This is a genomic window from Limnohabitans radicicola (assembly GCF_014837235.1).
Taxonomy (GTDB): domain Bacteria; phylum Pseudomonadota; class Gammaproteobacteria; order Burkholderiales; family Burkholderiaceae_C; genus Limnohabitans_A; species Limnohabitans_A radicicola.
Map to the genome: position 1 here is coordinate 343,281 of NZ_JACYFT010000001.1, position 24,022 is coordinate 367,302.

Sequence of the window (24,022 nt, forward strand, 5' to 3'; positions counted from 1 at the left end):
AGATGCCCAGTATTCAATATGCCGTCCTGAATCAGGCCATTTTCATGGCGACGCCATTAAATGGGCCAAAACTTTATCAATTCGGCGTCCATCCAGGTCCACGATTTCAAAACGCCACCCCCCGATCACCACAGACTCGCCAGTCTGGGGTAATCGGCCCAAAACAAAAAGCAACAAGCCCGCCAGCGTGTTGTAGAGCCCCCTGTCTTCGGCAGGCAGGTCCTTGATTTCCAGCCGGGCCTTGAGTTCATTGATGGGCATGAGCCCGTCCAGCAACCAAGAGCCATCGCTGCGTTGCGTGGCCCAGGCTTCGGTCTGGGTATCGGGTTTGAGCTCACCCGTGATGGCTTCGAGCAAATCCAGCGGGGTCAGCAAACCCTGCACTTCGCCATATTCGTCCACCACAAAAAGCATGCGACTGGACTGGTCGCGCAGTTGTTCGAGCAACTCCATGCCGCTGAGGGTTTCAGGAACAAAATGCGCTGGATGCGCAAAATGCTCAATGGGACGCGACTCCCCAGCGGGCAAGGCCAGCAACTGGAAGACACTGATCACGCCCAGCACATGCTCGAGGCCATCGCGGCAGACCGGATACCAGGAATGGTGGCCCGCTTCGCGCAGGGCGTTGATGCGGGCCATCGCTTCGGGCAGCGTCATGGCGGCATCCAGCCATTGGATATCGCTGCGGGGCGTCATCATCGACGTCAAGGGCCTGTCGTCCAGATGGAACACATTGCGCACCATCTGGTGCTCGTGCTCCTCGATCAAGCCGGCATGCACGCCTTCGGCCAGACTGGCGGTGATCTCCTCCTCGGTCACCTCCTGGCTGCCTTTGCTGCTGATGCGCATGAGCTTGAGCACCCCTTGCGTGGACAGCGCCAGCAGCTTCACAAACGGTCCTGCTGCGCTGGCCAGCCAGGCCATGGGGCGTGACACCCAGCGGGCCACCGCCTCCGGGTAGAGCTGACCGATGCGCTTGGGCACCAGCTCACCAAAAATGATGGTGGCAAAGGTGATCAGGGTAACGACGATGGCCGTGGCCGACAAGGCAGCGGCGGCCTCGCTCAAACCCCGGGCTGTCAGGTACTGCGCCAGACCCGCACTGAACGCGGCTTCGCCGACGATGCCGTTGAGCACGCCGATCGAGGTGATGCCCACCTGCACAGTCGACAGAAACTGGGTGGGTTGCTCCAGCAAGGTGATGGCCACCTTGGCCCCTTTGTCGCCGGCTTCGTCGAGCGCGGCCAGCCGCGCCTTGCGACTGGAGGCGAGCGCCATTTCAGACATGGCAAACAAGCCGTTGAGCAGGATCAGAAAGGCAATCAGCAGGAAATCCATGACCCCATTGTGCCAAGGAAGCGAGGCAGCATCGCCGCTGCCGACTGTGGGCCGCGCGCACGCACAGCCAATTTGGGACAATCGGTCTCAAGAGGTGTTTATGGCGGTGTATTTGATTGGCGACATCCAGGGCTGCGACGAGCCCCTGGCGCGCCTGCTGGAAAAGGTGGATTTCTCGCCCAGTCGCGATGCCTTGTTTGTGCTGGGCGATCTGGTCAACCGTGGCCCCGACTCGGCCGGGGTGCTGCGCCGCTTGATGGCGCTGGGCCCATCGGTGCATTGCGTGCTGGGCAACCACGATCTGCATGCACTGGCCGTGGCCACGGGTGCGCGCCACAGCAGCCGCATGGACACCCTGCAAAACCTGCTGCATGCCCCGGACCGTGACACCCTGCTCAACTGGCTTCGCCACCAACACATGGCACTGCACGCCCACGGCATGCTGATGGTGCACGCCGGGGTGTTGCCACAGTGGTCCACCGCACAGACGCTGCGCCTGGCCGCCGAAGTCGAAGCGGTGCTGCAAGGCCCTGATTGGCAAGACTTCTTGCGTCATATGTACGGCAACCAGCCTGCCGCCTGGGACGACGCGCTCGTCGGCATCGAGCGGCTTCGGGTCACCGTGAATGCCCTCACCCGGCTGCGCTTTTGCACCGCCCAGGGGGTGATGGAGTTTGAATCCAAGGACAGCGCCCAGGCCGCCCCAGCGGGCTGTATGCCCTGGTTTGACGTGCCTGGACGCCAGACAGCCCATGATGTGGTGGCCTTTGGCCATTGGTCCACCCTGGGCTGGCTGGACCGCAGCGATGTCTGGGCATTGGACTCCGGATGCGTGTGGGGCGGCTGCCTCAGTGCACTGGCGCTGGACCCGGTGCATCAGCGGCACGCCCTGATTCAAGTCGGCTGCGAACCAGCGCAGACACCGGGATGAGCACCGGCCAGCAGCGCCCCCGCCAAAGACAGGTATAAACCATGGCTGTGTCTTCTCCTTTGTCCTTTGACCCCCGCCAGGTGCCCGTGTCCCGTGTGGACGACGACCTGCCGCGTGTGCCCCATGCTCACCTGCGGCCCGAGGCACTGCGTCAGCGCTTTGCCTCGCCCCCAGATTGGTCTCCCGAGGTCGTGCGAGAGCCACGCTTTGGCGAACGGGCACCCGCCCAAGCCGCGGTGCTGATCCCCATCGTGCTGCGCGACGCGGGGGCGGGTGGCCCCACCATCTTGCTGACGCTGCGCACGGCGCACCTGTCCACCCATTCGGGGCAAATTGCATTCCCGGGTGGCAAGGTCGACGCCGAAGACCCCAGCGTACAGGCAGCCGCCCTGCGCGAAGCCCACGAAGAGGTGGGCCTGTCGCCCGAGCGGGTGCAGGTGATCGGCGAATTGCCGATCTATGTGACCGGCACCTCTTTCCTGGTCACCCCGGTGGTGGGACTGGTGGAGCCCAACTTCACCTTGAACCCCAACCCGGGGGAAGTGGCCGACGTGTTCGAAGTGCCTTTGGCCTTTTTGATGAACCCAGCGCACCACCGCCGCCACACGGTGGACTGGCAAAGCGGTCGCCGTGAATGGTTTTCCATGCCTTACACCGAGCACCGGCTCAACGGCCAAGGGCTCATCGAGCCGGTGGAGCGTTTCATTTGGGGCGCCACTGCGGGCATGCTGAGGAATTTTTACCGTTTCTTGCTGGCTGAACATGCAGCCTCGGAGGTGCAATGAGTTTTTTTGCGATTCTTCTGGCCTTGGTGCTCGAGCAAGCCCGACCCATGACGGCGCAAAGCCGCATTTACAACATCGTGGGCGGCTGGGCCGACTGGGTGGCGCGCACGCTCGACGCGGGTGTGCGCCACCAGGCGTGGGTGGCCTGGGGCATCACGGTCCTGGCCCCTGCCGTGTTGGTCATGCTGGTGCACTGGCTGTTGGTGCTGAGCCTGGGCTGGCTGGTGGCCATGCTGTGGAATGTGGCGCTTTTGTATGTGACTTTGGGCTTTCGCCAATTCAGCCATCACTTCACCGCCATCCGCGATGCGCTGGAGGACGGTGACGAAGCCAAAGCCCGCGAACTGCTGGCCGAATGGCAGCAAGTCAAGGTGGGCGACATCGCACGCAGCGAAATCGTGCGCCATGCCATCGAGTACTCGATGATCGCCGCGCACAGACACGTCTTTGGGGTGTTTTTTTGGTACGCGGTGATGTCCATCATCGGCCTGGGGCCTGTGGGCGCTGTGGTTTACCGCATGGCGGATCACGCACAGGCCCGCTGGCAGCGCCAGCAAGCCGATGGCTCCGGGGTCAGCGAAGTGCTGAGCGAAGTGTCGCAGCACGCCTGGATGGCCATCGACTGGCTGCCCGCGCGTGCCACGGCTTTGGGCTTTGCCATCGTGGGCAGTTTTGAAGACGCGATGGACGGCTGGCGCAACCACGCGCAACGCTTCCCCGAAGACAACGACGGCGTGATCCTGGCTGCCACCGCGGGTGCCATCAACATCCAGCTCGGCGGCGCTGCATTGGGCAGTCAGAGCGGGCCGGACGGTGAAGAGCCTGACAGCGACAAGATCGCTGGCAGCAGCAGCACCCCAGGTCGCCCCGCACAAGTGGCACACTTCGCGCAGGTGGTGGGTCTGGTCTGGCGCACGGTGCTGATGTGGCTGGTGCTGGTGGCCTTGCTCACCATGGCCAACCTGCTCGGCTGAGACCTTCGGGACAGTCAGCTCACCAGCGCTGCTGGCCCAACTCTTCAAACAGCTGCGCGTAAATGCGGTGGCGCCGAGCACTGATGGTGCCTGTCTTTTCATCCGTGCTGACCTCGGCCAGCACAGCGCAGCCCGGCTCATGCAGGTGGGTGCAGTTGTAGAACTTGCATTGACCCAGGTACTGGCGCAAATCGGGCATGCATTGGGCCAGCTGCGTGGGCTCGATGTGGTTCAGGCCAAACTCCTGAAAACCCGGCGAATCGATCAAAGCGGTGCGCTGCCCTGCCCGGTCCAGCTCGGGCACCCAGTACCAGCGCGTGTTGGTGGTGGTGTGCTTGCCCGAGTTGAGCGCTTGTGAAATTTCCCCGGTCTCCACTTGCGCGTCAGGCAGCAGGCGGTTGATCAGCGTGCTCTTGCCGCTGCCTGAGGGGCCCAGCACCAGCGTGGTCTGGCCTTGCAGCTGCGCGCACAGGGCGTCGACACCATCGCTTTGCGTCAGCGTCGAGCGCGGGTTCAGGCTCAGAGGCAAGACCAGGTAACCCATGGCACGGTAAGGAGCCAGCCGCTCCCAGGCCTGCGCAAAAGGCGCGGCCAAATCGCTTTTGTTGAGCGCAATGATGGGGGTGATTTTTTCAGCCTCGGCCGCCACCAGGGCCCGGCACAGCTGGCTTTCCGAGAACTCGGGCTCGGCCGCGATCAAGATCAAAACCCGGTCCAGGTTGGCGGCAAAGGATTTGGTGCGGATTTCGTCCTGACGGTAGAACAGGTTGCGGCGTTCCTGCAGGCGTTCAATGCTGCCCTCGTCGCCCGTCGCCTGCCAAAGCACCTGATCGCCGACCACGGCCTGGTTCTTCTTGCCACGCGGGTGGCAGATCAATCGGCGGCCGTCGGGCGTTTCCACCAGGCTGTGGCGCCCGTAAGCGGCCACCACCAGGCCGGCTTGCAAGTCTGCAGTGGGCGCTGCCTCGCGCGCTTTGGCTTTGCTCATGCGGGCTTCATCCGGGCCAGACGCTCGCTGGCGGGCGGATGAGAATAGTAGAACTTCACAAACAGCGGATCAGGCGTCAGCGTGGACGCGTTGTCCTGGTAGAGCTTGAGCAAGGCGGACGCCAGATCGGCCCCCGGCGTTTGCGCCACTGCGTAGGCATCGGCCTCAAACTCTTGCTGGCGCGAGCGCCATGAACTCAACGGAGCCAGGAAGAATGTGAACACGGGCACCACCAGCATGAACAACACCAGGGCCAGCGCGTTGTTGTTGCCCGCCATGCTCGGCACCACACCCAGTCCGGTGTAAAACCAGACCTGCTGGACCAGCCAGCCCAGCAGGGCCAACCCCGCCAGCGTGGTGGTGAAGCTCACCGCCATCATTTTGAGGATGTGCTTGTGTTTGAAGTGGCCCAGCTCGTGGGCCAGCACCGCTTCCATTTCAGCCGGGCTCAACTGTTTGAGCAAGGTGTCAAAGAACACCACCCGCTTGCTGGCGCCGAAGCCCGTGAAAAAAGCGTTGGAGTGCGCCGAGCGGCGGCTGCCGTCCATCACGAAAAAGCCTTTGGCCTTGAAGCCAGAGCGTTGCATCAAGGACTGAACACGCGCCTTGAGCGCTTCGTCTTCAAGTGGCGTGAATTTATTGAAGAGCGGCATGATCACGTTGGGCGCAATGGCCATCAGGAACAGTTGCCATGCCACCAAGGAACACCAGGCCCAGAGCCACCACCGGTCTCCACCCATTTCCATCAACCAGAGCACCAGCCACAGCAGCGGCAAGCCCAGCAAAGCCCCCAGCAACAGCCCCTTGAGCAGATCGCTGATCCACAGCGCGGGGGTCATCTTGTTGAAACCGAATCGCTGCTCCACGCCAAAGGTCTGTACCAGAGACAGGGGCAGACCGATCACACCGCCGACCACCATGAACGCCACGATCAACGCAATTTGCTGCGCCATGCCCGGGCCCATGAGTCCAAGCAAGAACTGGTTCAACGCATCCAGCCCACCCAGCAAGGTCCAGCCCACCAGCACAGCTGCGTCGAGCACGATGTCGATCTGTGAGAGTTTGGCCTTGGCCAGGGTGTAATCCGCCGCTTTCTGATGGTCGGCCAGGCTGATCGTCTGGGCATGGGCCTGCGGGACCGCGCCCCGGTGGGCCGCCACATGGTGCACTTGCCGGGCGTTGAGCCAGAGCTTGAGGGCCACATGGGCCACCAAGGCCACCGCCAGCGTGAGGGTCAGATTCAGGGACGCGTTCATGGGCGCAAAGTGTAGGGCAGATTCCGCAGGCCAGCGCCTGCACGGTCATCGGCGACAATGGCCCCATGTCTGAAGTGAATGCATCCCCCGCCCCTGAAACCGCTGAATTGGCCAAATCCGACCAGAACCTGGTCTGGATCGATTGCGAAATGACAGGGCTCGACCCCGAAAAAGAGCGCCTGCTGGAGATCGCCGTGATCGTCACAGGCCCGCACCTGTCACCCCGCATTGAAGGCCCAGTGCTGGTCATTCACCAAAGCGACGAACTGCTGAACAAAATGGATGCCTGGAACAAAGGCACCCATGGCAAAAGCGGCCTGATCGACAAGGTCAAGGCCTCCACGGTGAGCGAAGCCCAGGCCGAGGAGCAAATCCTCAATTTCCTCCAAACCTACTTGCCCAAGGGGGCTTCGCCCCTGTGCGGCAACACCATCAGCCAGGATCGCCGCTTTCTGGTGAAGTTCATGCCCAGGCTCGAAGCGTTCTTTCACTACCGCAACCTCGATGTGAGCACCCTCAAGGAGTTGTCACGCCGCTGGAAACCCGAGGTGTATTCGTCTTTCAAGAAGCAGCAAAAGCACACGGCGCTGGCCGATGTGCATGAATCCATCGACGAATTGGCGCATTACCGCGAGCATTTCATCCAGCTTTGAAAGTTTTCAGGGAAAACCCTAGCCATTTTTCCTGAACCATGCCATAATCTGAGGCTTCGCTGCACGCCAAGTGCTGCGTTTCTCACATCTCCCTTCATGCCTTGACCCACCGATAGGGTCACTCACAGCGGCCAGGCTCCACGCCCAGCGCCCCTCGCGAGCACCGTTTGATGGTTGATGTTTTTTCAACCTTGCGGTGCCTGCGGCCAAAGCAATCCTTTGCGGCCGTTGTTCCGTGCGAGTTTTATTGATACACATGACCGACACTTTGATCACAGTGCAGGACGACCTGTCGCCTGCCGAAAACCTTTCCATCGCCACCGAACTGGCCTCTGAAGCCGTTGCAGCCGAAGACATCATTGCCGATGTGCCCAACGGCTTTGTTGAACTGGGCTTGGCGCCCGAACTGGTGCAAGCCGTGGCAGACCTGGGCTACACCCAGCCCACCGCTGTGCAAAAACGCGCCATTCCGTTGGCCTTGCCCACCGCTGGCGGCTCCAAAGACGGCCAATCCAATGGCTACAGCGACCTGATGGTCTCGAGCCAAACCGGCAGCGGCAAAACCGCCGCCTTCTTGCTGCCCGTGCTGCACACCCTGATCCAGCAAATGGCCGAGCAGGAGGCTGCCGAGCGCGCCGAGTTTGAACAAGCCTGTGCTGACGCCGCCGCCAAGGGTGAGCCCGCGCCAAAGCGCGCCAAGCGCAAAGACCCCACCAACCCCCGCAACTTCAAAGCGGCTGTGCCTGGGGCCCTGATCCTGTGCCCCACACGCGAGCTGGCCCAGCAAGTGGCGCACGACGCCATCGAGCTGGTCAAGCACACACGCGGTCTGCGCGTGGCCAACGTGGTCGGCGGCATCCCTTACCAGCTGCAAATCGCCAAGCTGCAAAACGCCAACCTGGTGGTGGCCACGCCCGGCCGCTTGCTGGACCTGCAGCGCTCCATGCAAATCAAGCTGGACCAGGTGCAGTTCCTGGTGGTGGACGAAGCCGACCGCATGCTCGACCTGGGCTTCTCGGACGATCTGGCCGACATCAACGACATGACCAGCCAGCGTCGCCAGACCATGATGTTCAGTGCCACCTTCGCACCGCGCATTCAGCAACTCGCCATGCGCGTGATGCACGACGGTGGTTCTTCGGTCCAGAAAATCCAGATCGACAACCCCCAAGAAAAGCACAACAACATCAAGCAGGTGCTGTTCTGGGCCGACAACGCCCAACACAAGCGCCAATTGCTCGACCACTGGCTGCGTGACACGACGATTGACCAAGCCATCGTCTTCGCCAGCACCCAGATCGAGTGCGATGGCCTGGCCACCGACCTGCAGCAAGACGGCTTCTCCGCTGTCGCCCTGCACGGCGCCCTGAGCCAAGGCATGCGCAACCGACGTCTGATGGCCCTTCGCAATGGCCAGGTCCAGATCCTGGTGGCCACCGATGTGGCCGCTCGCGGCATCGACGTGCCCACCATCACCCACGTGTTCAACTTCGGCCTGCCCATGAAGGCCGAGGACTACACCCACCGCATTGGCCGCACTGGTCGCGCCGGTCGTGATGGCATTGCTGTGACTTTTGCCGAGATCCGTGACCGCCGCAAGATCGGTGACATCGAGTCCTACACACGCCAACCCTTCAAGGCCGAAGTGATTCCGGGCATGGAGCCCAAACAGCGCTTTGACGCTCCCCGCAAGCCCTTCGGCAAAGGACCCGCGCGTGGCGGCTTTGGCGACCGTGGTGGCTACGCTGACCGCAGCGGCTTCAACGACCGCGGTTTCGGCAGCCGTGGCCGCCCCCAAGGCGACCGCTTTGACAACCGTGGCCCACGCGACAACTTCCGTGACGAGCAGCCTCGTTTCGAACCCCGCTTTGACCCACGCAAGGACGGAGGTGGCCGGGGCGATCGTTTCGAAGGTCGCCAGGAGCCGCGTTTTGAGCCTCGCGCCCCACAAGGTGCCCCTTGGGAACGCGGTGAGAGCCGTGGCGCGCCGCCCCGCCAAGACACGCGCGGCGGCGGCCGTTGGGAAGAGCGTGACAGCCGTGCTGCACGACCCGCGCCTCGCAACGCAACCGGTGACAAGTTCGCCCCCCGTGGCCCCAAACAGTTTGGTGCCAACAGCTTCAAGCCCCACAATGCGGGCGGCCCGGCCAAACGCAGCGCTGGCGCCAAGGTGCTGAAAATCACACGCGGCTGATCCAGCCCAGAGCCTGACACGCCATGTCAGGCCTGCAACCGCTCACGGGCCCACGGCCCTGAGCGGTTTTTTCATGGGCTCGCTGTGAAAACGGCAGGCGTAAAAAAACCGCCCGGGCTTGCGCCGTGGGCGGTTTTCTTTGTACCAGGAAGGCTTATGCAGCAGTGGCAGCAGCCACTTTGCGCTGAGGCAGCTTTTCCTTGATACGTGCCGACTTGCCGCTGCGATCGCGCAGGTAGTACAGCTTGGCACGGCGCACGTCACCACGACGCTTGACTTCGATGCTGGCGATCAAGGGGCTGTAGGTCTGGAATGTACGTTCCACACCTTCGCCACTGGAGATCTTGCGCACGGTGAAGCCGCTGTTGAGGCCACGATTGCGCTTGGCGATCACCACACCTTCGTAAGCCTGAACGCGCTTGCGGTTACCTTCAACCACGTTCACGTTCACGATCACGGTGTCGCCGGGGGCGAACTCGGGGATGGTTTTGCCAAGGCGAGCAATTTCTTCTTGCTCAAGGGTTTGAATCAGGTTCATTTGAAACTCCGACATTTCTCTCGTTCATGCCTGCTGCACTAGGGGCGTTCCGTGCGTCATTGCATCAATGACAAGATCCGCAAGTCAAGACTGCGGGGGCCGGATCGCGGCAGGTAGAGGACCGGGATAGCCTTGGATTATAGCTTTTTTCAGTTTCCAGCTGGCCCACTGGCGGGCAAGCGACTCAAAAAGGCTTCGTCCTCCGGGCTCAAGCCCCCCGCAGAACGCGCTTGCACCAACAATTCGGGACGATGACGGGCGCTGAGCGTCAGGCTTTGCTCACGTCGCCAGCGCTCGATCCTGGCATGGTGCCCTGACAGCAAGGCCTCGGGCACGGCCTGCCCTTGCCAGACTTCCGGGCGGGTGTAGTGCGGGCTGTCGAGCAAGCCGTCCAGAGCCGGATTGAAGCTGTCGAACTGGTGGCTACCCTCATCGTGGAGCACACCGGGCTGCAAACGGGCCACGGCATCGAGCAAAGCCATGGCCGCGATTTCACCGCCCGAGAGCACAAAGTCGCCCAAGCTGATCTGGGCCGTGACATGGCGGTCAATGAAGCGCTGATCCACCCCTTCATAGCGACCGCACAGCAGCACCGCCCCCGAACTCCCGGACCAGGCCTGTACCGCTGCATGGTTCAGTTTTTGGCCAATGGGAGAGAACAGCACCAAGGGCGCTGGCTCGGCCTCAGCGCGGTCAGCGCGGATGGCCTGCAGGCATTTTTCCAGGGGCTCGGCCAGCATCACCATGCCTGGGCCACCGCCAAACGGGCGGTCGTCCACACGACGGTAGTTGCCTTCGGCGTGATCGCGGGGGTTCCACAGCCGCACATCGACACTGCGGCTGTCGTAGGCGCGGCGCGTCACGCCACTGGTCAGCAAAGGCGCAAACAGCTCGGGAAACAGCGTGATGATGTCAAAGCGCATGGATGGCCCTCCACGGCCGCAGCCCGTCAGTAATCGGGTTGCCAGTCGACGGTGATGCGTTTGGCGGGCAGGTCCACGCCATCCACAAAAGCCGACACAAAGGGAATCATGCGCTCCACGGGCTTGCCGCCTTCGGTCTCGGGTGCAGCTTCAAGCACCAGCACCGTCTGCGGTCCGGTCGACATCAGGTCGCGCACCTGACCCAGGTCCAGACCTTCGCGGTTGACCACCTGCAGACCGATCAGGTCCACCCAGTAGTACTCGCCTTCGCCTGCGCTCGGAAAACTCGATCGGGGCACAAAAATGCGGGCACCGCGCAGGGCTTCTGCGGCGTTGCGGTCATCGATGTCGTGGGCAGAGGCCACGATGGTGTCGGAATGGTCTTTGGACTCCCTGATGCGCAGCACCAGAGGCTCTGTCCAGGCCTGAGCCGTTTGGGAGGAGGCAGTGTTGACCACTCGGCTGGGTTTCATGGGCCGATCGGGCGGCAACAAAAACCAGCGCTTGGAAGAAAAAAGCGCCTCGGGCGAGGCGCTGTGGGGCAAGACCTTGAACCAGCCTTTGATGCCCCAGGCATCGGCAATGCGCCCAACTTCAATGGCGTCAGCTGGCAACGCAGCTGTTTCCAAAGCAGGACGCATGGCCAGTGCCAGAGCGATCAGGCTGCGGCTTTGGCAGCTTGACGAACCAGGCGTTCCACGGTGGGAGAAGCCTGAGCGCCAACGCTCTTCCAGTAGGTCAGACGATCTTGTGCAATGCGCAGACCTTCTTCGCCACCACGGGCGGTGGGGTTGTAGAAACCGATGCGCTCCAGGAAGCGGCCATCACGACGCACGCGCTTGTCGGCGACGACGATGTTGAAGAAAGGACGGGCTTTAGAGCCGCCGCGGTTCAGACGAATAACAACCATGATTTATCCTTGGGTGGTTGGGTCTCTTCGGAACAATTGCCGAGACACCCGATTTCTTCCAGCGTTTGAGACACGCAACTGGCCACCCGGCCAGTGACACACTGAAAAGCCCACCATTATAGCGGGAGCCGAAAGCATGAGTTTGATCCGACCCAGCCGCGACGAAGACTTGGCGGCCATCACCGCCATTTACCGCCACCATGTGCTGACCGGTACGGGGACGTTCGAGATCGATCCCCCCAGTGAATCCGACATGGCCGCCCGCCGCGCCGATGTGTTGGCCAAAGGCCTGCCTTACCTGGTTGTCGAAGTGGACCAGCAGGTGGTGGGCTTTGCTTATTGCAACTGGTTTCGCCCCAGGGCAGCTTTCCGCTTTTCAGCAGAAGACTCGATCTACATGGCCCCCACCGTCCACCGCCAAGGCCTGGGCCGGGCATTGCTGGCCGAACTGTGCGCCCGGGCCGAGCGATCAGGGATCCGCAAAATGATCGCCGTGATCGGGGACTCGGCCAATGCGGGCTCCATTGGCGTGCACCGCAGCATGGGCTTCACCCACACCGGGGTGGTCACCTCCTGCGGCTGGAAGTTCGAGCGCTGGCTGGACATGGTGTTCATGGAAAAGGTGCTGGGCACAGGGGATACCCGTCCTCCGCAATAATCGACGCCATGAAAAACAAGACCCTGGCCACCTGGCTCACCTTTTTCGGCGGTCCGCTGGGACTGCACCGTTTTTACCTCTATGGCCTGGGCGACATGACGGGCTGGCTGCTGCCCATCCCCACCGCCTTGGGGGTTTATGGCATTGAGCGGGTCCAGCAATATGGGTTGGATGACCAGGCCAGCTGGTGGCTGATCCCCCTGCTGGGCTTTACCATCGCCGCTTGCAGCCTCAACGCCATCGTGTACGGCCTGATGTCGCCCGAAAAATGGAATGCCCGCCACAACCCGGGCGCAGCCGCCCAATCACCTGCCGGACAAACCCACTGGCTTACCGTGGGCGGCATTGCCGTGTCGCTGCTGATCGGCACAGCCGTGCTGATGTCCAGTCTGGCGTTCAGTTTTCAGCGGTATTTCGAGTACCAGATCGAAGAAGCACGAAAAATCAGCCAATGAAAAAGGCTCCTTGAAGGAGCCTTTGTTCTGGTCAGTGGGTGCTTCAGAAAATCTGGAAGCTGACCCAGTAGGAAATCGCGGCCACAAAAGCACTGGCTGGAATGGTCAACACCCAAGCCCAGACGATGTTGCCCGCCACCCCCCAACGCACGGCACTGGCGCGCTGCGTGGAGCCCACACCCACAATCGCACCGGTGATGGTGTGCGTGGTCGACACCGGAATGCCCAGCGCGGTCGCCAAGAACAGCGTCATGGCCCCACCTGTTTCAGCGCAAAAACCACCCACGGGCTTGAGCTTGGTGATCTTCTGGCCCATGGTTTTCACAATGCGCCAGCCACCGAACATGGTGCCCAGGCCAATGGCCATGTAGCAAGAAATCACCGTCCATGTTGGCGGTGCTTTGTCACCCGGCAAGGCATAACCGGTTGCAATCAACAACAACCAGATGATGCCGATGGTCTTTTGTGCATCGTTGCCGCCGTGGCCCAAGCTGTAGGCGCTCGCGGAGACCAGTTGCAAGCGACGGAACCATTTGTCCACCTTGGATGGGCGTGTGCGACGGAAAATCTGCGCCACGATCACCATCATCAAAGAGCCCAAGGTGAAGCCCAGCAAAGGCGACACAAAGATGAATGCCACCGTCTTGAGGATACCGGCAGACACCAGGGCGCCAGCACCGGCCTTGGCGATGACTGCCCCCACAATGCCGCCAATCAGGGCGTGCGATGAACTGCTGGGAATGCCGTAGTACCAGGTGATCACGTTCCAGGTGATCGCCCCAACCAAAGCGCCAAAGACCACATGCACATCCACCACCCCGGGCTGGACAATGCCCTTGCCGATGGTGGCCGCCACACTGAGGTGGAAGATGAAGATGGCCACAAAGTTGAAAAAGGCCGCAAACACCACCGCCTGGGTGGGTTTGAGCACGCCTGTGGAGACCACGGTGGCGATGGAGTTGGCCGCATCATGAAAGCCGTTCATGAAGTCGAATGCCAAGGCCAGCGCCACCAGCAGGATCACCACCCACAGGGCGGTTTGTACGGTTTCCATGTGTCAGGACTCCGCTTACAGATCAGGAGTTCTCGAGGACGATGCCCTCGATCTGGTTGGCCACGTCTTCGCACTTGTCGGTGATGGTTTCCAGCAGTTCGTAGATGGCCTTGAGTTTGATGATTTCGCGCACATCGGGCTCGTCGCGGAAGAGTTTGCTCATGGCGCTGCGCATCACGCGATCGGCGTCGGACTCCAGGCGATCGATTTCTTCGCAGGTTTTCAAAGCCGACTCGGCCACAGCGGGCTCACCAATGCGGGGCAAGAGCTTGACCGCGTCCTGCAGGCGCTCGCAACAACGCACCGACAGATCGGTCAGGCGCGTGATCTCGTCGGTCATGTGGCGCACGTCATAGAGCGCCATGGTCTCGGCCGAGTCCTGGATCAAGTCAGCCACATCGTCCATCAGGTTGATGAGCGCATGGATCTGCTCACGGTCGATCGGGGTGATGAAAGTGGTGTGGATCAGGCGGTTGACTTCCTGCGTCACACGGTCGGCCGCGTGCTCGGCATTGTCCACATCGCGGTTGTATTTTTCACGCAGGTGGGTGTCACCGTAGTTGGCCACCAGGTTGGAAAACGCACGGGCTGCATCCACGATGCGCTCGGCATGTTGGTTGAACAGTTCGAAAAAATTGCCTTCTTTGGGCAGCAGCTTGCCAAACAACATGGGAGAACTCCTGAGAACTTGAAAAGTGACAGTTCGGTGACAGGCGGGAGTTTAACCGCCCCAAGGTGGGTCTTCGCGGAAAACTGGCCGAAGCAAACCACCGTCAACGAGGCACCAGCCCTCAAGCACTGCGAAAAATGAAATAAACCGCCCCCACCATGCACACAGCGGCCCAGACATAGTCCAGTTTGAAGGGCTCCTTGAGGTAGAACATGGCAAAGGGAACGAAGACCGTCAGGGTAATGACTTCCTGCATGATCTTGAGCTGCCCGACATTGAACTCGGCGTAGCCAATGCGGTTGGCTGGCACCTGCAACAGGTACTCGAACAAGGCAATGCCCCAACTCACCAGTGCCGCGACGTACCAAGGGGCCATTGACAGGCTCTTGAGGTGACCGTACCAGGCGAAGGTCATGAACACATTGCTGGCCAGCAGCAGCACCACCGTTTGCAAGCCCACAGGCCAATGGCCCCAACTCATGTCGGGGTTCCCGCTTCTGCCAAGGGCGCAATCGCCTGCTCGCCCACCGCCGCGAGACCTCCAAGGGGGATGCGCTCAGGCGCCAGCTCGGCCAGAGGGTGGAGCACAAAGGCCCGCCCCCACATGCGCGGGTGCGGCACGCTCAGGCGCGGGCTGTCGATGCGGGCATCGCCGTAGAGCAACACATCCAAATCGAGGGTGCGCGGGGCATTCAGATAGGGTCGTTCACGCCCAGCCTGCAGCTCCAGCGCCTGCAAGGCATCGAGCAACTGGGGAGCCGTCAGGCGGGTCGACACGCGGGCCACCGCGTTGATGAAGTCTGGCCCTGACGCCTCATGCGGCGCTGTGCGGTACAACCGCGAGCGCCCCGTGACCGAGGTGTTCGGCAAGCGGCTCAAGGCACCCAGCGCATCCAGCACCGCCTGCCGGGCATCACCCAGGTTGGCTCCGAGCGCCACAAAGGCGGTGACCGGCTCGCGCGACATGGGGCTTATCCGGCAGCGCCTTCGCTGGCGGCACCCACACCATCGCCCCCGCCGGGCTTGCGGCGACGGCGGCGGCGCTTTTTGGGTGCTGCCGCATCGCCATCGCTGCTGGGCAGCGTGTCGGCCACAGGTGCCGCAGCGCGGGACTCGCCAGTTGCAGGCTTGGGCACACGGCGCACACGAGGCTTGGCCAGCTGCTCGGCACGGGCTTGCTGCACCAGGTCTTCGCGCGTGGCATCGTCGGCCAAGCTGAACTCCTGCCACCAGTCGGCCAGCGTGACGTCCACTTCCTGCACATCGGCGCGCAAACGCAAAAAGTCGAACCCAGCACGGAAACGCGGCTGCTCCACCATGCCAAACGGCGTGCTGCCCACGCGTTTTTCAAAACGCGGCTGCATCATCCAGATCTCGCGCATGTCGGCGGCCAGTTTGCCGCGACCCGACACATCGCCAATGCGGGCGTCAAAGACCTCGTCAATCGCCTCTTGCAAAGCGGGGAACGGGTGATCCTTGCGGGCCAGTCGCTGGGCCCAGCCATCGCGCACATCAGCCCACAACACACAGGCCAGCAAAAAGCTCGGTGCCACCGGCTTGCCCTCGCCGACCCGACGGTCGGTGTCGGCCAGCGCGGCTTTCACAAAAGCGCTGTCGGCACGCTCCACCACCACGTCGAGCAAGGGGTAAATGCCCTTGGCCAGGCCCAGGTGTTTGAGCTGGGCAATGGATGCCAGGGCATGGCCCGTCTGCAAGAGCTTGAGCATCTCGTCGAACAAGCGGCTTTGAGGCACATCGGCCAGCAAGGCCTTGGCCTCGACCAGCGGTTTCGCAGTTTTGGATTCGAGCTTGAAACCGAGCTGGCTGAGCTTGGCCGCAAAACGCACGGCGCGGATGATGCGCACCGGATCTTCGCGATAGCGTGCGACCGGGTCACCGATCATGCGCAAGGTGTGCTTTTTGGCGTCCTGAATGCCACCATGGTAGTCCACCACGATCTGCGTCTGGGGGTCGTAATACATCGCGTTGACCGTGAAGTCGCGGCGCGTGGCGTCTTCGTCCTGCGGCCCCCACACGTTGTCGCGCAGCACACGGCCACTCGAATCCACCGCATGCTGCATGCCTTCGAGCTGGCGCTTGCTGGTGCGTTCGTTGCCTTTGACCTGCTCGGCAGCGGCGTTGTCGAGGTAGGCACGGAAGGTGGAAACTTCTATCACCTCGTGTTCACGGCCACGGCCGTACACCACATGCACGATGCGAAAGCGCCGCCCAATGATGAAGGCCCGGCGAAACAAGCCCTTGACCTCTTCGGGGGTGGCGTCGGTGGCCACGTCAAAGTCTTTGGGGCGCAAGCCCAGCAGCAGGTCACGCACAGCGCCGCCCACGATGTAGGCCTCAAAACCCGCTTGCTGCAAGGTGCGCACCACATTGACAGCGCGCTCGTCCACCAGGTTCGGGTCGATGCCGTGCACACTGGCGGGCACTTCGGTGCGGCGACCGAAATCGGGCTTGCCGCTTGCCGGCTTGCCCAGCAGTTTGGTGATGAATTTTTTGATCATTCTTGAAAGAGGTCCAGGATGCGCCAGCCACGCTCGGTGGCCAATTGTCGCAGTCGTTTGTCAGGGTTGGTGGCCACCGGGTGCTGGGCTTTTTCCAGCAGCGGCAGGTCGTTCATCGAGTCGGAATAAAAGCTCATCTGGACATCGGTCCAGCCAAGACCTCTGTCGGCCAGCCAGTGCTCGACCCGGGTGACTTTGCCTTCGCGAAAGGACGGGGTGCCCTTGATCTCGCCTGTGATCCAGCCACTGGCATCGCGTTCGAGCTCCACCGCAATCAGCTCGCTCACCCCAAAAGCCTGCGCAATCGGGCGGGTCACGAACTCGTTGGTGGCCGTCACGATCATCACCGTGTCGCCCGCGTGTTGGTGCGATCGTACCAGTGCCAGCGCCTCGGGGGTGATGCGCGGGCGGATCACCTCGTCCATGTAGCGCGCATGGGCGTGCGCGGCCTCGGTGGCACCGCGCTCGCGGGCAGCCCGGGTGGCAAAGCGCACATAGTCGTGAATGTCGAGCGTGCCCGCCTGGTAATGGGCATAAAACGCGTCGTTGCGTTGGCGGAAATGTTCGGGGTCGTTCCAGCCCAGCTCGGTGGTGAACTCGCCCCAGGTGTGGTCCGAGTCGATCGGCAGCAGGGTGTGGTCCAGGTCAAAAAGCGCAAGTTTCATTCGTTTTCCAGCATGGCACGCACGAGCGGAATGGTCAGGGCGCGCTGCGTCTGCAAGGCATAGTGGTCTAAGTGATCGAGCAACTGCATGAGGCTGCCCAGATCGCGGGAAAAGCGGTTGAGCATGTAGGACATGACCTCGTCGCTCAAAAACAGGCCACGGGCATCGGCCTCCTGGCGCAGCACGGCTCGGCGCTCGGCCTCACCCAGCACCTGCAGGCCGTACACATGGCCCCAGCCCAGGCGGGTGCGCAAATCGTCGCGCAGCTTGAGGTCAGCGGGCGGCAGGCTGCCCGCCGCCAGCACCCAGCGAGGCGTGCCCGTGCGGGGCGTGAGCGCATTCACAAACCAGTTGAAAGCGGTGTGCTGCTGCTCGGCGTTGTACAGCTGCACATCGTCCATCAGCACCGCCACCCACTCGTCCTGAAATTCGGGCGGGTTCATGGTGTGTGCGTCGAGCCAGCCCACGGCGTGGCCCTGCTCGGTCAGTGCATGGTGGACAGCCTGCAACAGGTGTGTTTTGCCCGATCCGGCTTCGCCCCAGAGGTAAGTGGGCACAGGCGCACGGGTCTGGCCAGATGCCCAGAGTTTGAGGTGACTGAGCGCCGACTCGTTGGGGCCCGCAAAAAAACTGGCCAAGGAGGGCACAGTGGCCAACCCGATGTCAAGCGCCAGTTGCTTCATGGATGGTGTGTGCCCGGATCGTTCGAGCTGTACAACTGGCTTTGCAAATACTGCTCACGCAAACGGCGCAGCGCCACCAGCAAGACCGCACTCGCAGGCAAGGCGATCAGCACGCCCACAAATCCCAGAAGTTGGCCAAAGGCCATCAGGGCCAGGATGACCGACAAAGGGTGCAGGCCGATGCGCTCGCCCACCAGGCGCGGGGTCAGCACAAAACTCTCCAGCAACTGACCGAGGCCATAAACCACCGCCACCATCAAGAAGGCATGCCCTGGCGAAAACTGCAGCAGGCCCGCCAGCAAAGCCAGCACCAGGCCCAGCCCAAAACCCAGGTAAGGCACAAACACCGCCAGCCCGGTGAACACCCCAATCGGGAGGGCCAGATCGAGTCCGAACAGGCTCAGGCCCACGGCATAAAACACGGCCAGCGCCAGCATCACCAGCAGCTGGCCACGCAGGTATTCGCCCAGCACCGTGTCACAGTCGAGCATGAAGCTGTCAAAACGGCTGCGCAACCGGGGCGGCACCAACTCCACACACAAACGAACCATGCGCGTCCAGTCGTGCAACATGAAAAACAGCGCCACAGGCACGAGCACGGCATACCCCGCCACGGCCAGCGCCACGCTGCCACCCAGCTTGAGAGAAGACAGCAAAGGGGCCAGCCAGTCTTCGCGGTTGGCCGTAAGGTAGTCCTTGAGCTGGGTCTTGATTTCACCCAGGTCCAGCGACACCTCCACGCCCCACTGCGCCAGCCAGGGCCTGAGCGATGCATCGAGCCGGTCCAGCACCAAGGGCAACTGCTGTTTGATGAGTGGCCACTCGCGCCAGACCACCGGCACCAGCAGGAGCAGCAAACCGACCATCGCCAACAAGGCCAGGGCTTCCACCAACACCACCGCCAGTGTCCGGGGCAAACGCCCACGGCCCCAGCCCTCCAAGCGCAATACCAAAGGGTGCAGCACATAGGCCAGCACGGCAGCAATGACGAATGGCGCCAGCACGGGTGCCAGCAACCAGAGCAAAGCCAGGCACAGCACCAGCACGCCCAGCCAGGAGGCCAGGCGGCTCAGCAAAAGAGGCTTTGTAGCTTGCAAATCGGACTCGAATCTGGAGGGATGAAACCAAGGGTCAGGGTGAACCCTTAAAATTGCGTCTGATTTTAGTCTGCCCGCCGTTTATTGGGCCCCTCTACTCCCTTTGAAAGCCCTCTTTGGGCCAAAACCATGAGCCAAACACCCCTTTCCTACAAAGACGCAGGCGTTGACATCGTTGCTGGCGACGCGCTGGTCGAGCGCATCAAGCCCCTGGCCAAGAAAACCATGCGCGAAGGCGTGCTGGCCGGTATCGGCGGTTTTGGCGCGCTGTTTGAGGTGCCCAAGCGCTACAAAGAACCCGTGCTGGTGAGCGGCACCGACGGCGTGGGCACCAAGCTCAAGCTGGCGTTTGAATGGAACATGCACGACACCGTGGGCATCGACCTGGTGGCCATGAGCGTGAACGACGTGCTGGTGCAAGGCGCCGAGCCCCTGTTCTTCCTCGACTACTTTGCCTGCGGCAAGCTGGACGTGGACACGGCAGCGGCCGTGGTGGGTGGCATTGCCAAAGGCTGCGAGCTTTCGGGCTGCGCCCTGATCGGCGGCGAAACCGCCGAAATGCCGGGCATGTACCCGGCTGGCGAATACGACCTGGCCGGTTTTGCGGTCGGTGCGGTCGAAAAATCCAAAATCCTGACAGGCCAGAACGTCCAGGCCGGTGACGTGGTGCTGGGCCTGGCGTCGAGCGGCGTGCACTCCAACGGTTTCAGCTTGGTGCGCAAGTGCATCGAGCGCGCGGGCAGCAACGCCCCTGCCTCGCTGGACGGCAAGCCCTTCAAGCAAGCGCTGATGGAGCCCACCCGCCTGTACGTGCTGAATGTGCTGGCCGCGTTGGCCAAGCACCCGATCAAGGCGCTGGCCCACATCACGGGGGGCGGTCTGCTCGAAAACATCCCCCGCGTCTTGCCCGACGGCCTGGCCGCCCACCTGCAAAAAGGCAGCTGGCCCCAGACCGAGTTGTTTGCCTGGCTGCAAAAGACCGCGGGCATCGACGACACCGAGATGAACCGCACCTTCAACAACGGCATCGGCATGGTGGTGGTGATTGACGCGGCCGAAGCCGACAGCTGCGCGGCCACGCTGCGCGCTGCGGGTGAGCAGGTCTACACGATTGGCCGCATTGCAGCGCAAGGCAGCGGCGAGCCAGTCGTCGTCGCCTGAAGACTCAGTCGCTGGCGAGCTCGCTCATGCGGGCTCGCAAAGCTTCCTGATCCGGCGCCAGCGGTTCGGCCTCCAGATAGGCCTGCAAGTCAGCCAGGGCTTGGTCCGCATGGCCCAGCTCGGCGTGCACCAAACCCCGGTCGCGGCGCTCACTGAGGGTGTCGGGCAACAAAATCACCAGACGGTCCAGCACCGCCAGCATGCGCGGCCAGTCCTCCTGGGCGCGGTGAATTTCCTTGAGGTTGCGCAGCATGCGTGCCAGCACATCACGTGGCGGGCAAGCCTGCAAATACAGCCCCAGCGGGGTTTCACCCTCGTCCAGATCCGCCCCGGCCAATTGGTCAGCACCGTCCCGGTAGGGCGCGAGCATCTCTGCCAGCTGGTCCACGCCGAGCGACTCGCCAGTGACCGGATTCATCACCACCAAGCCATCCGTCAAGGCGATCTTGACCAAAAAGTGGCCTGGAAATGAAATGCCCTTGGCCTGCAAATTCAGGCCCTGCGCCAGTTCCAGCCAGATCACGGCCAAGGACACAGGAATGCCCCGACGCGTCCGGATCACCTCATGCACATGGCTGTTCTCGGGCGCGTAGTAATCGTTGGCATTGCGGGCAAAGCCCATGTCTTTGTAAAAAACCTGGTTCAGGATCGCCAGGCGCGTCAAATCATCGGCCCCCTGCGGCAAACGAGCCTTGACCCGTTTGAGCATGCGCTCCGCATCATCGAGCACTTGTTGCACATCGAGCGCTGGATCTTCATCATGGGCCAGCGTGGCTGCAGCCTCCAACAAAGGGAAATGCGCATCGCTTTGCACCAGGCTGGCAAAGTACTCCAGCGGCGAGGGGGGGCGGACAAAGGGCAGGTTCATGACCGCAAGGCTCAGCGCTGGATGAAGGCCTTCAGGCGCAGGCCCGTGGCCCACAGACTGGCGAAGTAGAGGCTTGCCGCCGCCAGCAACACCAGCGCCATCCAGCCCATGCGCAGCCAAACATGTTGACGCAAAGCCACCCAGGGCAGCGCATGCGCCGCGAACCACAACAAAGCCGTCAGCAGCGCCGTGGCCAAAAGCACCTGCAGTGCAAAACGTCCCCAGCCAGGCTGCGGCTTGTAGCTGCCCCGGCGCAACAACCCCACCAAGAGCCACAGCGCATTGACCATGGCGCCCAAGCCGATGGACAAGGCCAGGCCTGCGTGGGCCAGCCAAGGCACGAACAAGAGGTTGAACAATTGCGTGATCACCAGCACCACCACCGCAATCCGGACCGGGGTGCGGATGTCCTGGCTGGCGTAGTAACCTGGCGCCAGCACCTTGATGGCCACCAGCCCCAGCAGGCCCACACCATAACCCGTGAGCGAGAGTGTGGTTTGCTGCACATCGCGGTCGGTGAACGCGCCATAGTGGTAGAGCACTGCCACCAGCGGCTCGGCAAACACCAGCAAAGCTGCCGCACAGGGCAAGGCCAGCAGCAGAACCAGGCGCAAGCCCCAGTCCAGCATGGCCGCGTAACGATCCAGGTCGCCTGAGGCCTTGGCGGCAGCGAGTTGCGGCATCAGCACCACGCCCAGCGCCACACCCAACATGGCGGTCGGGAACTCCATCAAGCGGTCGGCGTAACTGAGCCAGCTCACACTGCCTGCGACCAGATGGGATGCAATCTGGGTGTTGATGAGCAAAGAGATCTGCGCCACCCCCACGCCCAGCAATGCAGGCCCCATGAGCCGCAGGATGCGCCGTGTGGCGCTGTCGGTCCAAGCCGCGCGCAAGGCTGTGGGGCTCCATCCCACGCGAGGCAGCAACCCCAAGCGATACAACGCCGGGATCTGCACCGCCAATTGCAGCGCGCCACCGAGCATCACCCCAGCGGGCAAGGCATAAATGGGCGCCACGCCCTGCCCCTGGAGCCAGGGGGCCAGCGCCAAGGCGGCCGCGATCACACTCACATTGAGCAACACTGGGGTGGCGGCAGGCACAGCGAAGCGCTTCCAGGTGTTCAAAATACCCGCCGACAAGGCCACCAGCGACATGAAGGCGATGTACGGGAACATCCAGCGGGTCATCTGCACCGCCGCGTCGAACCCCTTGCCTTCTTGCGCCAGGCCACTGGCCAAGGCCCAGACCAGCCAAGGTGCAGCAAGCACCCCCAGAATTGAGACCACAAGCAACACCCAAGCCAGGGCTGTGGCCACATGGTCAATGGCCTGCCGGGTGGCGGCATCGCCCCGCTCTGCCCGGGTAGCCGCCAGCACAGGCACAAAAGCCTGACTGAACGCCCCTTCGGCAAACAGACGGCGAAACAGGTTGGGAATGCGGAACGCGACGTTGAAGGCATCGGTCAGCGCGCTCGCGCCGAACAGGGAGGCGATCAGGAGCTCCCGCACCAACCCCGTCACCCGCGAGGCCAGGGTGAAGACGGAAACGATGGAGGCGGATCGAAGGAGGCTCACAGGCGGCAAGTGTAGCGATCTCGGGCCCGCCAAAGGGCCCGCAGACCAGGCCCGCTTGCAGAAAGCTGTTGCCGGGAGCCACCACGGAGCCGGGTTCTGCTAGAATGCCGGGTTCGCCGACAACATCCTCAAACCCTTCAAGGAAAAAATCATGGCATCTGGTAAGCCAAAGAAAAAGAACCCCCGTCTTGCATCCGGCCGTAAACGCGTCCGCCAAGACATCAAGATCAACGCCGCGAACTCTTCGCTGCGCTCCAAATACCGCACCGCTGTGAAGAACGTCGAAAAAGCCGTTGCAGCTGGCGACAAGACCAAAGCCACCGAACTGTTTGCCAAGATGCAAGCTGTAGTGGACACGATTGCCGACAAGGGCATCTTCCACAAGAACAAGGCTGCTCGCGACAAGAGCCGCCTGAGCGCCAAAGTCAAGACTTTGGCTCTGGCCGCAGCCTGATCCGCTTTTAAAGATCAACAGCCCGGCCGGGTTCTCCTGGCCGCCGTTTGAAACGGGTGCGCTGTCAGCGAAATAAAAACCGCCTTCGGGCGGTTTTTTCATTTCTGGCCTTCTGCTACGCCGGGGTGAGGGTGGCGGTGCACGCCTCATGATTCGCTTCGCTCATAAAATCGGCGCCCACAGCCACCCTCACCTCGGCTCTGACGCACCGAAAAACAAAAAACCGCCCAAAGGCGGTTCGTGTCTGGGTTATTTGGAGGCAGGGGGGTCCGGCAACAGGCAGGCTTCAGCGACCTGCAGGTTGTTGTCCTTGGCGAAGTTCATGACGAAATCCCAGGCCATCACATCGTGATCGCGCAAATCCCGGTGGACCACCACGCATTTGTCGCGGCCCATGGTGGTGGGGATGCACCAGGGTGAATAGCTCAAATGGCTGCCGGGGCTTGCGCCACCGGGGCGGAACTGGCTCATGACCCCTGCCAGACGCTCCGCCCAGTCACTGGGGCGGAAGGTTCTGCCATCCTGGGTGACGCCCAGGATGAAGACTTCTTTGGCGGAGTTGGAGACCATCGGATAGAAGGATAAAGGGAAACAGTACAGAGTTCGGGATCGCCGCTCTCTGGTTTACCCAGTATTGTATCTTATATAAGACCTGAAACCGCCTTGTAACT

27 protein-coding genes are annotated in these 24,022 nt (G+C 62.2%); 9 read left to right on the forward strand and 18 right to left on the reverse strand.

The genetic code is table 11. The features are described from left to right. Window positions 1–42: 42 nt before the first annotated feature. Entirely contained in the window at window positions 43–1,338 is a 1,296-nt protein-coding gene (locus tag IC609_RS01695) for a hemolysin family protein (protein ID WP_191817721.1), read from the reverse strand. A gap of 100 nt (window positions 1,339–1,438) precedes the next feature. On the opposite strand from IC609_RS01695, the gene IC609_RS01700 reads away from it, so the two are divergent. From IC609_RS01700 to IC609_RS01710, 3 genes are read left to right on the forward strand one after another with little or no spacing between them, the layout of a single operon-like run. Next, on the forward strand, window positions 1,439–2,269 hold the full coding sequence (locus IC609_RS01700; RefSeq protein WP_191817722.1) for a symmetrical bis(5'-nucleosyl)-tetraphosphatase: 831 nt from the start codon (window positions 1,439–1,441) through the stop codon (window positions 2,267–2,269). A gap of 41 nt (window positions 2,270–2,310) precedes the next feature. Continuing rightward, entirely contained in the window at window positions 2,311–3,054 is a 744-nt protein-coding gene (locus IC609_RS01705) for a CoA pyrophosphatase (protein ID WP_191817723.1), read from the forward strand. Then, on the forward strand, window positions 3,051–4,028 hold the full coding sequence (locus IC609_RS01710) for a CobD/CbiB family protein (RefSeq protein ID WP_191817724.1): 978 nt from the start codon (window positions 3,051–3,053) through the stop codon (window positions 4,026–4,028). Before IC609_RS01705 ends, IC609_RS01710 begins: the two co-directional genes overlap by 4 nt. Before the next feature lie 19 nt (window positions 4,029–4,047). Here the strand turns inward: IC609_RS01710 and rsgA are convergent, their stop codons facing one another. Together rsgA and IC609_RS01720 are read right to left on the reverse strand one after the other, a co-directional pair. Beyond that, entirely contained in the window at window positions 4,048–5,016 is a 969-nt protein-coding gene (gene rsgA / locus IC609_RS01715; RefSeq protein ID WP_191817725.1) for a ribosome small subunit-dependent GTPase A, read from the reverse strand. Further along, window positions 5,013–6,272, reverse strand: coding sequence for a M48 family metallopeptidase (locus IC609_RS01720; protein WP_191817726.1), 1,260 nt, complete (start codon window positions 6,270–6,272; stop codon window positions 5,013–5,015). The genes rsgA and IC609_RS01720 overlap by 4 nt, the downstream gene beginning before the upstream one ends. A gap of 65 nt (window positions 6,273–6,337) precedes the next feature. Here IC609_RS01720 and orn point away from each other — a divergent pair, with 65 nt between their 5' ends. After that, window positions 6,338–6,925 (forward strand): oligoribonuclease, encoded by a 588-nt coding sequence (gene orn / locus IC609_RS01725; RefSeq protein WP_191817727.1) that lies wholly within the window; start codon window positions 6,338–6,340, stop codon window positions 6,923–6,925. A gap of 256 nt (window positions 6,926–7,181) precedes the next feature. After that, entirely contained in the window at window positions 7,182–9,119 is a 1,938-nt protein-coding gene (locus IC609_RS01730; RefSeq protein ID WP_191817728.1) for a DEAD/DEAH box helicase, read from the forward strand. A gap of 154 nt (window positions 9,120–9,273) precedes the next feature. Here the strand turns inward: IC609_RS01730 and rplS are convergent, their stop codons facing one another. The 4 genes from rplS to rpsP form a co-directional block, all read right to left on the reverse strand. After that, window positions 9,274–9,657: a 50S ribosomal protein L19 gene (rplS, locus tag IC609_RS01735; protein ID WP_191817729.1), complete on the reverse strand. Its 384-nt coding sequence runs from the start codon at window positions 9,655–9,657 to the stop codon at window positions 9,274–9,276. Window positions 9,658–9,806: 149 nt separating this feature from the next. Then, complete coding sequence (trmD, locus tag IC609_RS01740; RefSeq protein WP_191817730.1) at window positions 9,807–10,580, reverse strand: tRNA (guanosine(37)-N1)-methyltransferase TrmD; 774 nt, start codon at window positions 10,578–10,580, stop codon at window positions 9,807–9,809. A 26-nt stretch (window positions 10,581–10,606) separates the two neighbouring features. Continuing rightward, complete coding sequence (gene rimM, locus IC609_RS01745; RefSeq protein WP_191817731.1) at window positions 10,607–11,221, reverse strand: ribosome maturation factor RimM; 615 nt, start codon at window positions 11,219–11,221, stop codon at window positions 10,607–10,609. Between the two features lie 17 nt (window positions 11,222–11,238). Continuing rightward, window positions 11,239–11,490, reverse strand: coding sequence for a 30S ribosomal protein S16 (gene rpsP / locus IC609_RS01750; RefSeq protein ID WP_191817732.1), 252 nt, complete (start codon window positions 11,488–11,490; stop codon window positions 11,239–11,241). A 136-nt stretch (window positions 11,491–11,626) separates the two neighbouring features. Here rpsP and IC609_RS01755 point away from each other — a divergent pair, with 136 nt between their 5' ends. Together IC609_RS01755 and IC609_RS01760 are read left to right on the forward strand one after the other, a co-directional pair. Next, window positions 11,627–12,148: a GNAT family N-acetyltransferase gene (locus tag IC609_RS01755; RefSeq protein WP_191817733.1), complete on the forward strand. Its 522-nt coding sequence runs from the start codon at window positions 11,627–11,629 to the stop codon at window positions 12,146–12,148. 8 nt (window positions 12,149–12,156) lie between these two features. Further along, on the forward strand, window positions 12,157–12,603 hold the full coding sequence (locus IC609_RS01760) for a TM2 domain-containing protein (protein ID WP_191817734.1): 447 nt from the start codon (window positions 12,157–12,159) through the stop codon (window positions 12,601–12,603). A gap of 43 nt (window positions 12,604–12,646) precedes the next feature. Here the strand turns inward: IC609_RS01760 and IC609_RS01765 are convergent, their stop codons facing one another. From IC609_RS01765 to IC609_RS01800, 8 genes are all read right to left on the reverse strand, one after another. After that, the gene (locus IC609_RS01765) at window positions 12,647–13,657 is read right to left on the reverse strand and encodes an inorganic phosphate transporter (RefSeq protein ID WP_191817735.1); all 1,011 of its coding nucleotides are present in this window, start codon (window positions 13,655–13,657) and stop codon (window positions 12,647–12,649) included. Between the two features lie 22 nt (window positions 13,658–13,679). Beyond that, window positions 13,680–14,327: a DUF47 domain-containing protein gene (locus IC609_RS01770; protein ID WP_191817736.1), complete on the reverse strand. Its 648-nt coding sequence runs from the start codon at window positions 14,325–14,327 to the stop codon at window positions 13,680–13,682. A gap of 121 nt (window positions 14,328–14,448) precedes the next feature. Beyond that, window positions 14,449–14,808 carry a DMT family protein gene (locus tag IC609_RS01775; RefSeq protein WP_191817737.1) on the reverse strand — a complete coding sequence of 120 codons (360 nt, stop codon included), beginning with the start codon at window positions 14,806–14,808 and terminating at the stop codon, window positions 14,449–14,451. Then, window positions 14,805–15,293: a 2-amino-4-hydroxy-6-hydroxymethyldihydropteridine diphosphokinase gene (gene folK, locus IC609_RS01780; protein ID WP_191817738.1), complete on the reverse strand. Its 489-nt coding sequence runs from the start codon at window positions 15,291–15,293 to the stop codon at window positions 14,805–14,807. The genes IC609_RS01775 and folK overlap by 4 nt, the downstream gene beginning before the upstream one ends. A gap of 5 nt (window positions 15,294–15,298) precedes the next feature. Next, window positions 15,299–16,846: a polynucleotide adenylyltransferase PcnB gene (gene pcnB, locus IC609_RS01785; protein ID WP_191817739.1), complete on the reverse strand. Its 1,548-nt coding sequence runs from the start codon at window positions 16,844–16,846 to the stop codon at window positions 15,299–15,301. Then, window positions 16,843–17,511 (reverse strand): histidinol-phosphatase, encoded by a 669-nt coding sequence (locus IC609_RS01790; RefSeq protein WP_191817740.1) that lies wholly within the window; start codon window positions 17,509–17,511, stop codon window positions 16,843–16,845. Before IC609_RS01790 ends, pcnB begins: the two co-directional genes overlap by 4 nt. Further along, window positions 17,508–18,194, reverse strand: a complete 687-nt coding sequence (hda, locus tag IC609_RS01795; protein ID WP_191817741.1) for a DnaA regulatory inactivator Hda — start codon at window positions 18,192–18,194, stop codon at window positions 17,508–17,510. The genes IC609_RS01790 and hda overlap by 4 nt, the downstream gene beginning before the upstream one ends. Beyond that, the gene (locus IC609_RS01800) at window positions 18,191–19,291 is read right to left on the reverse strand and encodes an AI-2E family transporter (RefSeq protein ID WP_225223952.1); all 1,101 of its coding nucleotides are present in this window, start codon (window positions 19,289–19,291) and stop codon (window positions 18,191–18,193) included. The genes hda and IC609_RS01800 overlap by 4 nt, the downstream gene beginning before the upstream one ends. A gap of 129 nt (window positions 19,292–19,420) precedes the next feature. On the opposite strand from IC609_RS01800, the gene purM reads away from it, so the two are divergent. Continuing rightward, a complete protein-coding gene (purM, locus tag IC609_RS01805; protein ID WP_191817742.1) occupies window positions 19,421–20,452 on the forward strand; it encodes a phosphoribosylformylglycinamidine cyclo-ligase in 1,032 nt (343 codons plus the stop codon). Between the two features lie 4 nt (window positions 20,453–20,456). Here the strand turns inward: purM and IC609_RS01810 are convergent, their stop codons facing one another. Next, window positions 20,457–21,320, reverse strand: a complete 864-nt coding sequence (locus tag IC609_RS01810; RefSeq protein ID WP_191817743.1) for a SirB1 family protein — start codon at window positions 21,318–21,320, stop codon at window positions 20,457–20,459. A gap of 11 nt (window positions 21,321–21,331) precedes the next feature. Then, a complete protein-coding gene (murJ, locus tag IC609_RS01815; RefSeq protein WP_191817744.1) occupies window positions 21,332–22,897 on the reverse strand; it encodes a murein biosynthesis integral membrane protein MurJ in 1,566 nt (521 codons plus the stop codon). Between the two features lie 151 nt (window positions 22,898–23,048). Between murJ and rpsT the strand changes: the two genes are divergently transcribed. Then, entirely contained in the window at window positions 23,049–23,351 is a 303-nt protein-coding gene (gene rpsT / locus IC609_RS01820) for a 30S ribosomal protein S20 (RefSeq protein WP_191817745.1), read from the forward strand. A gap of 249 nt (window positions 23,352–23,600) precedes the next feature. Here rpsT and IC609_RS01825 read toward each other — a convergent pair whose 3' ends face one another. Continuing rightward, window positions 23,601–23,921: a DUF3579 domain-containing protein gene (locus tag IC609_RS01825; RefSeq protein WP_191817746.1), complete on the reverse strand. Its 321-nt coding sequence runs from the start codon at window positions 23,919–23,921 to the stop codon at window positions 23,601–23,603. Window positions 23,922–24,022: the final 101 nt, after the last annotated feature.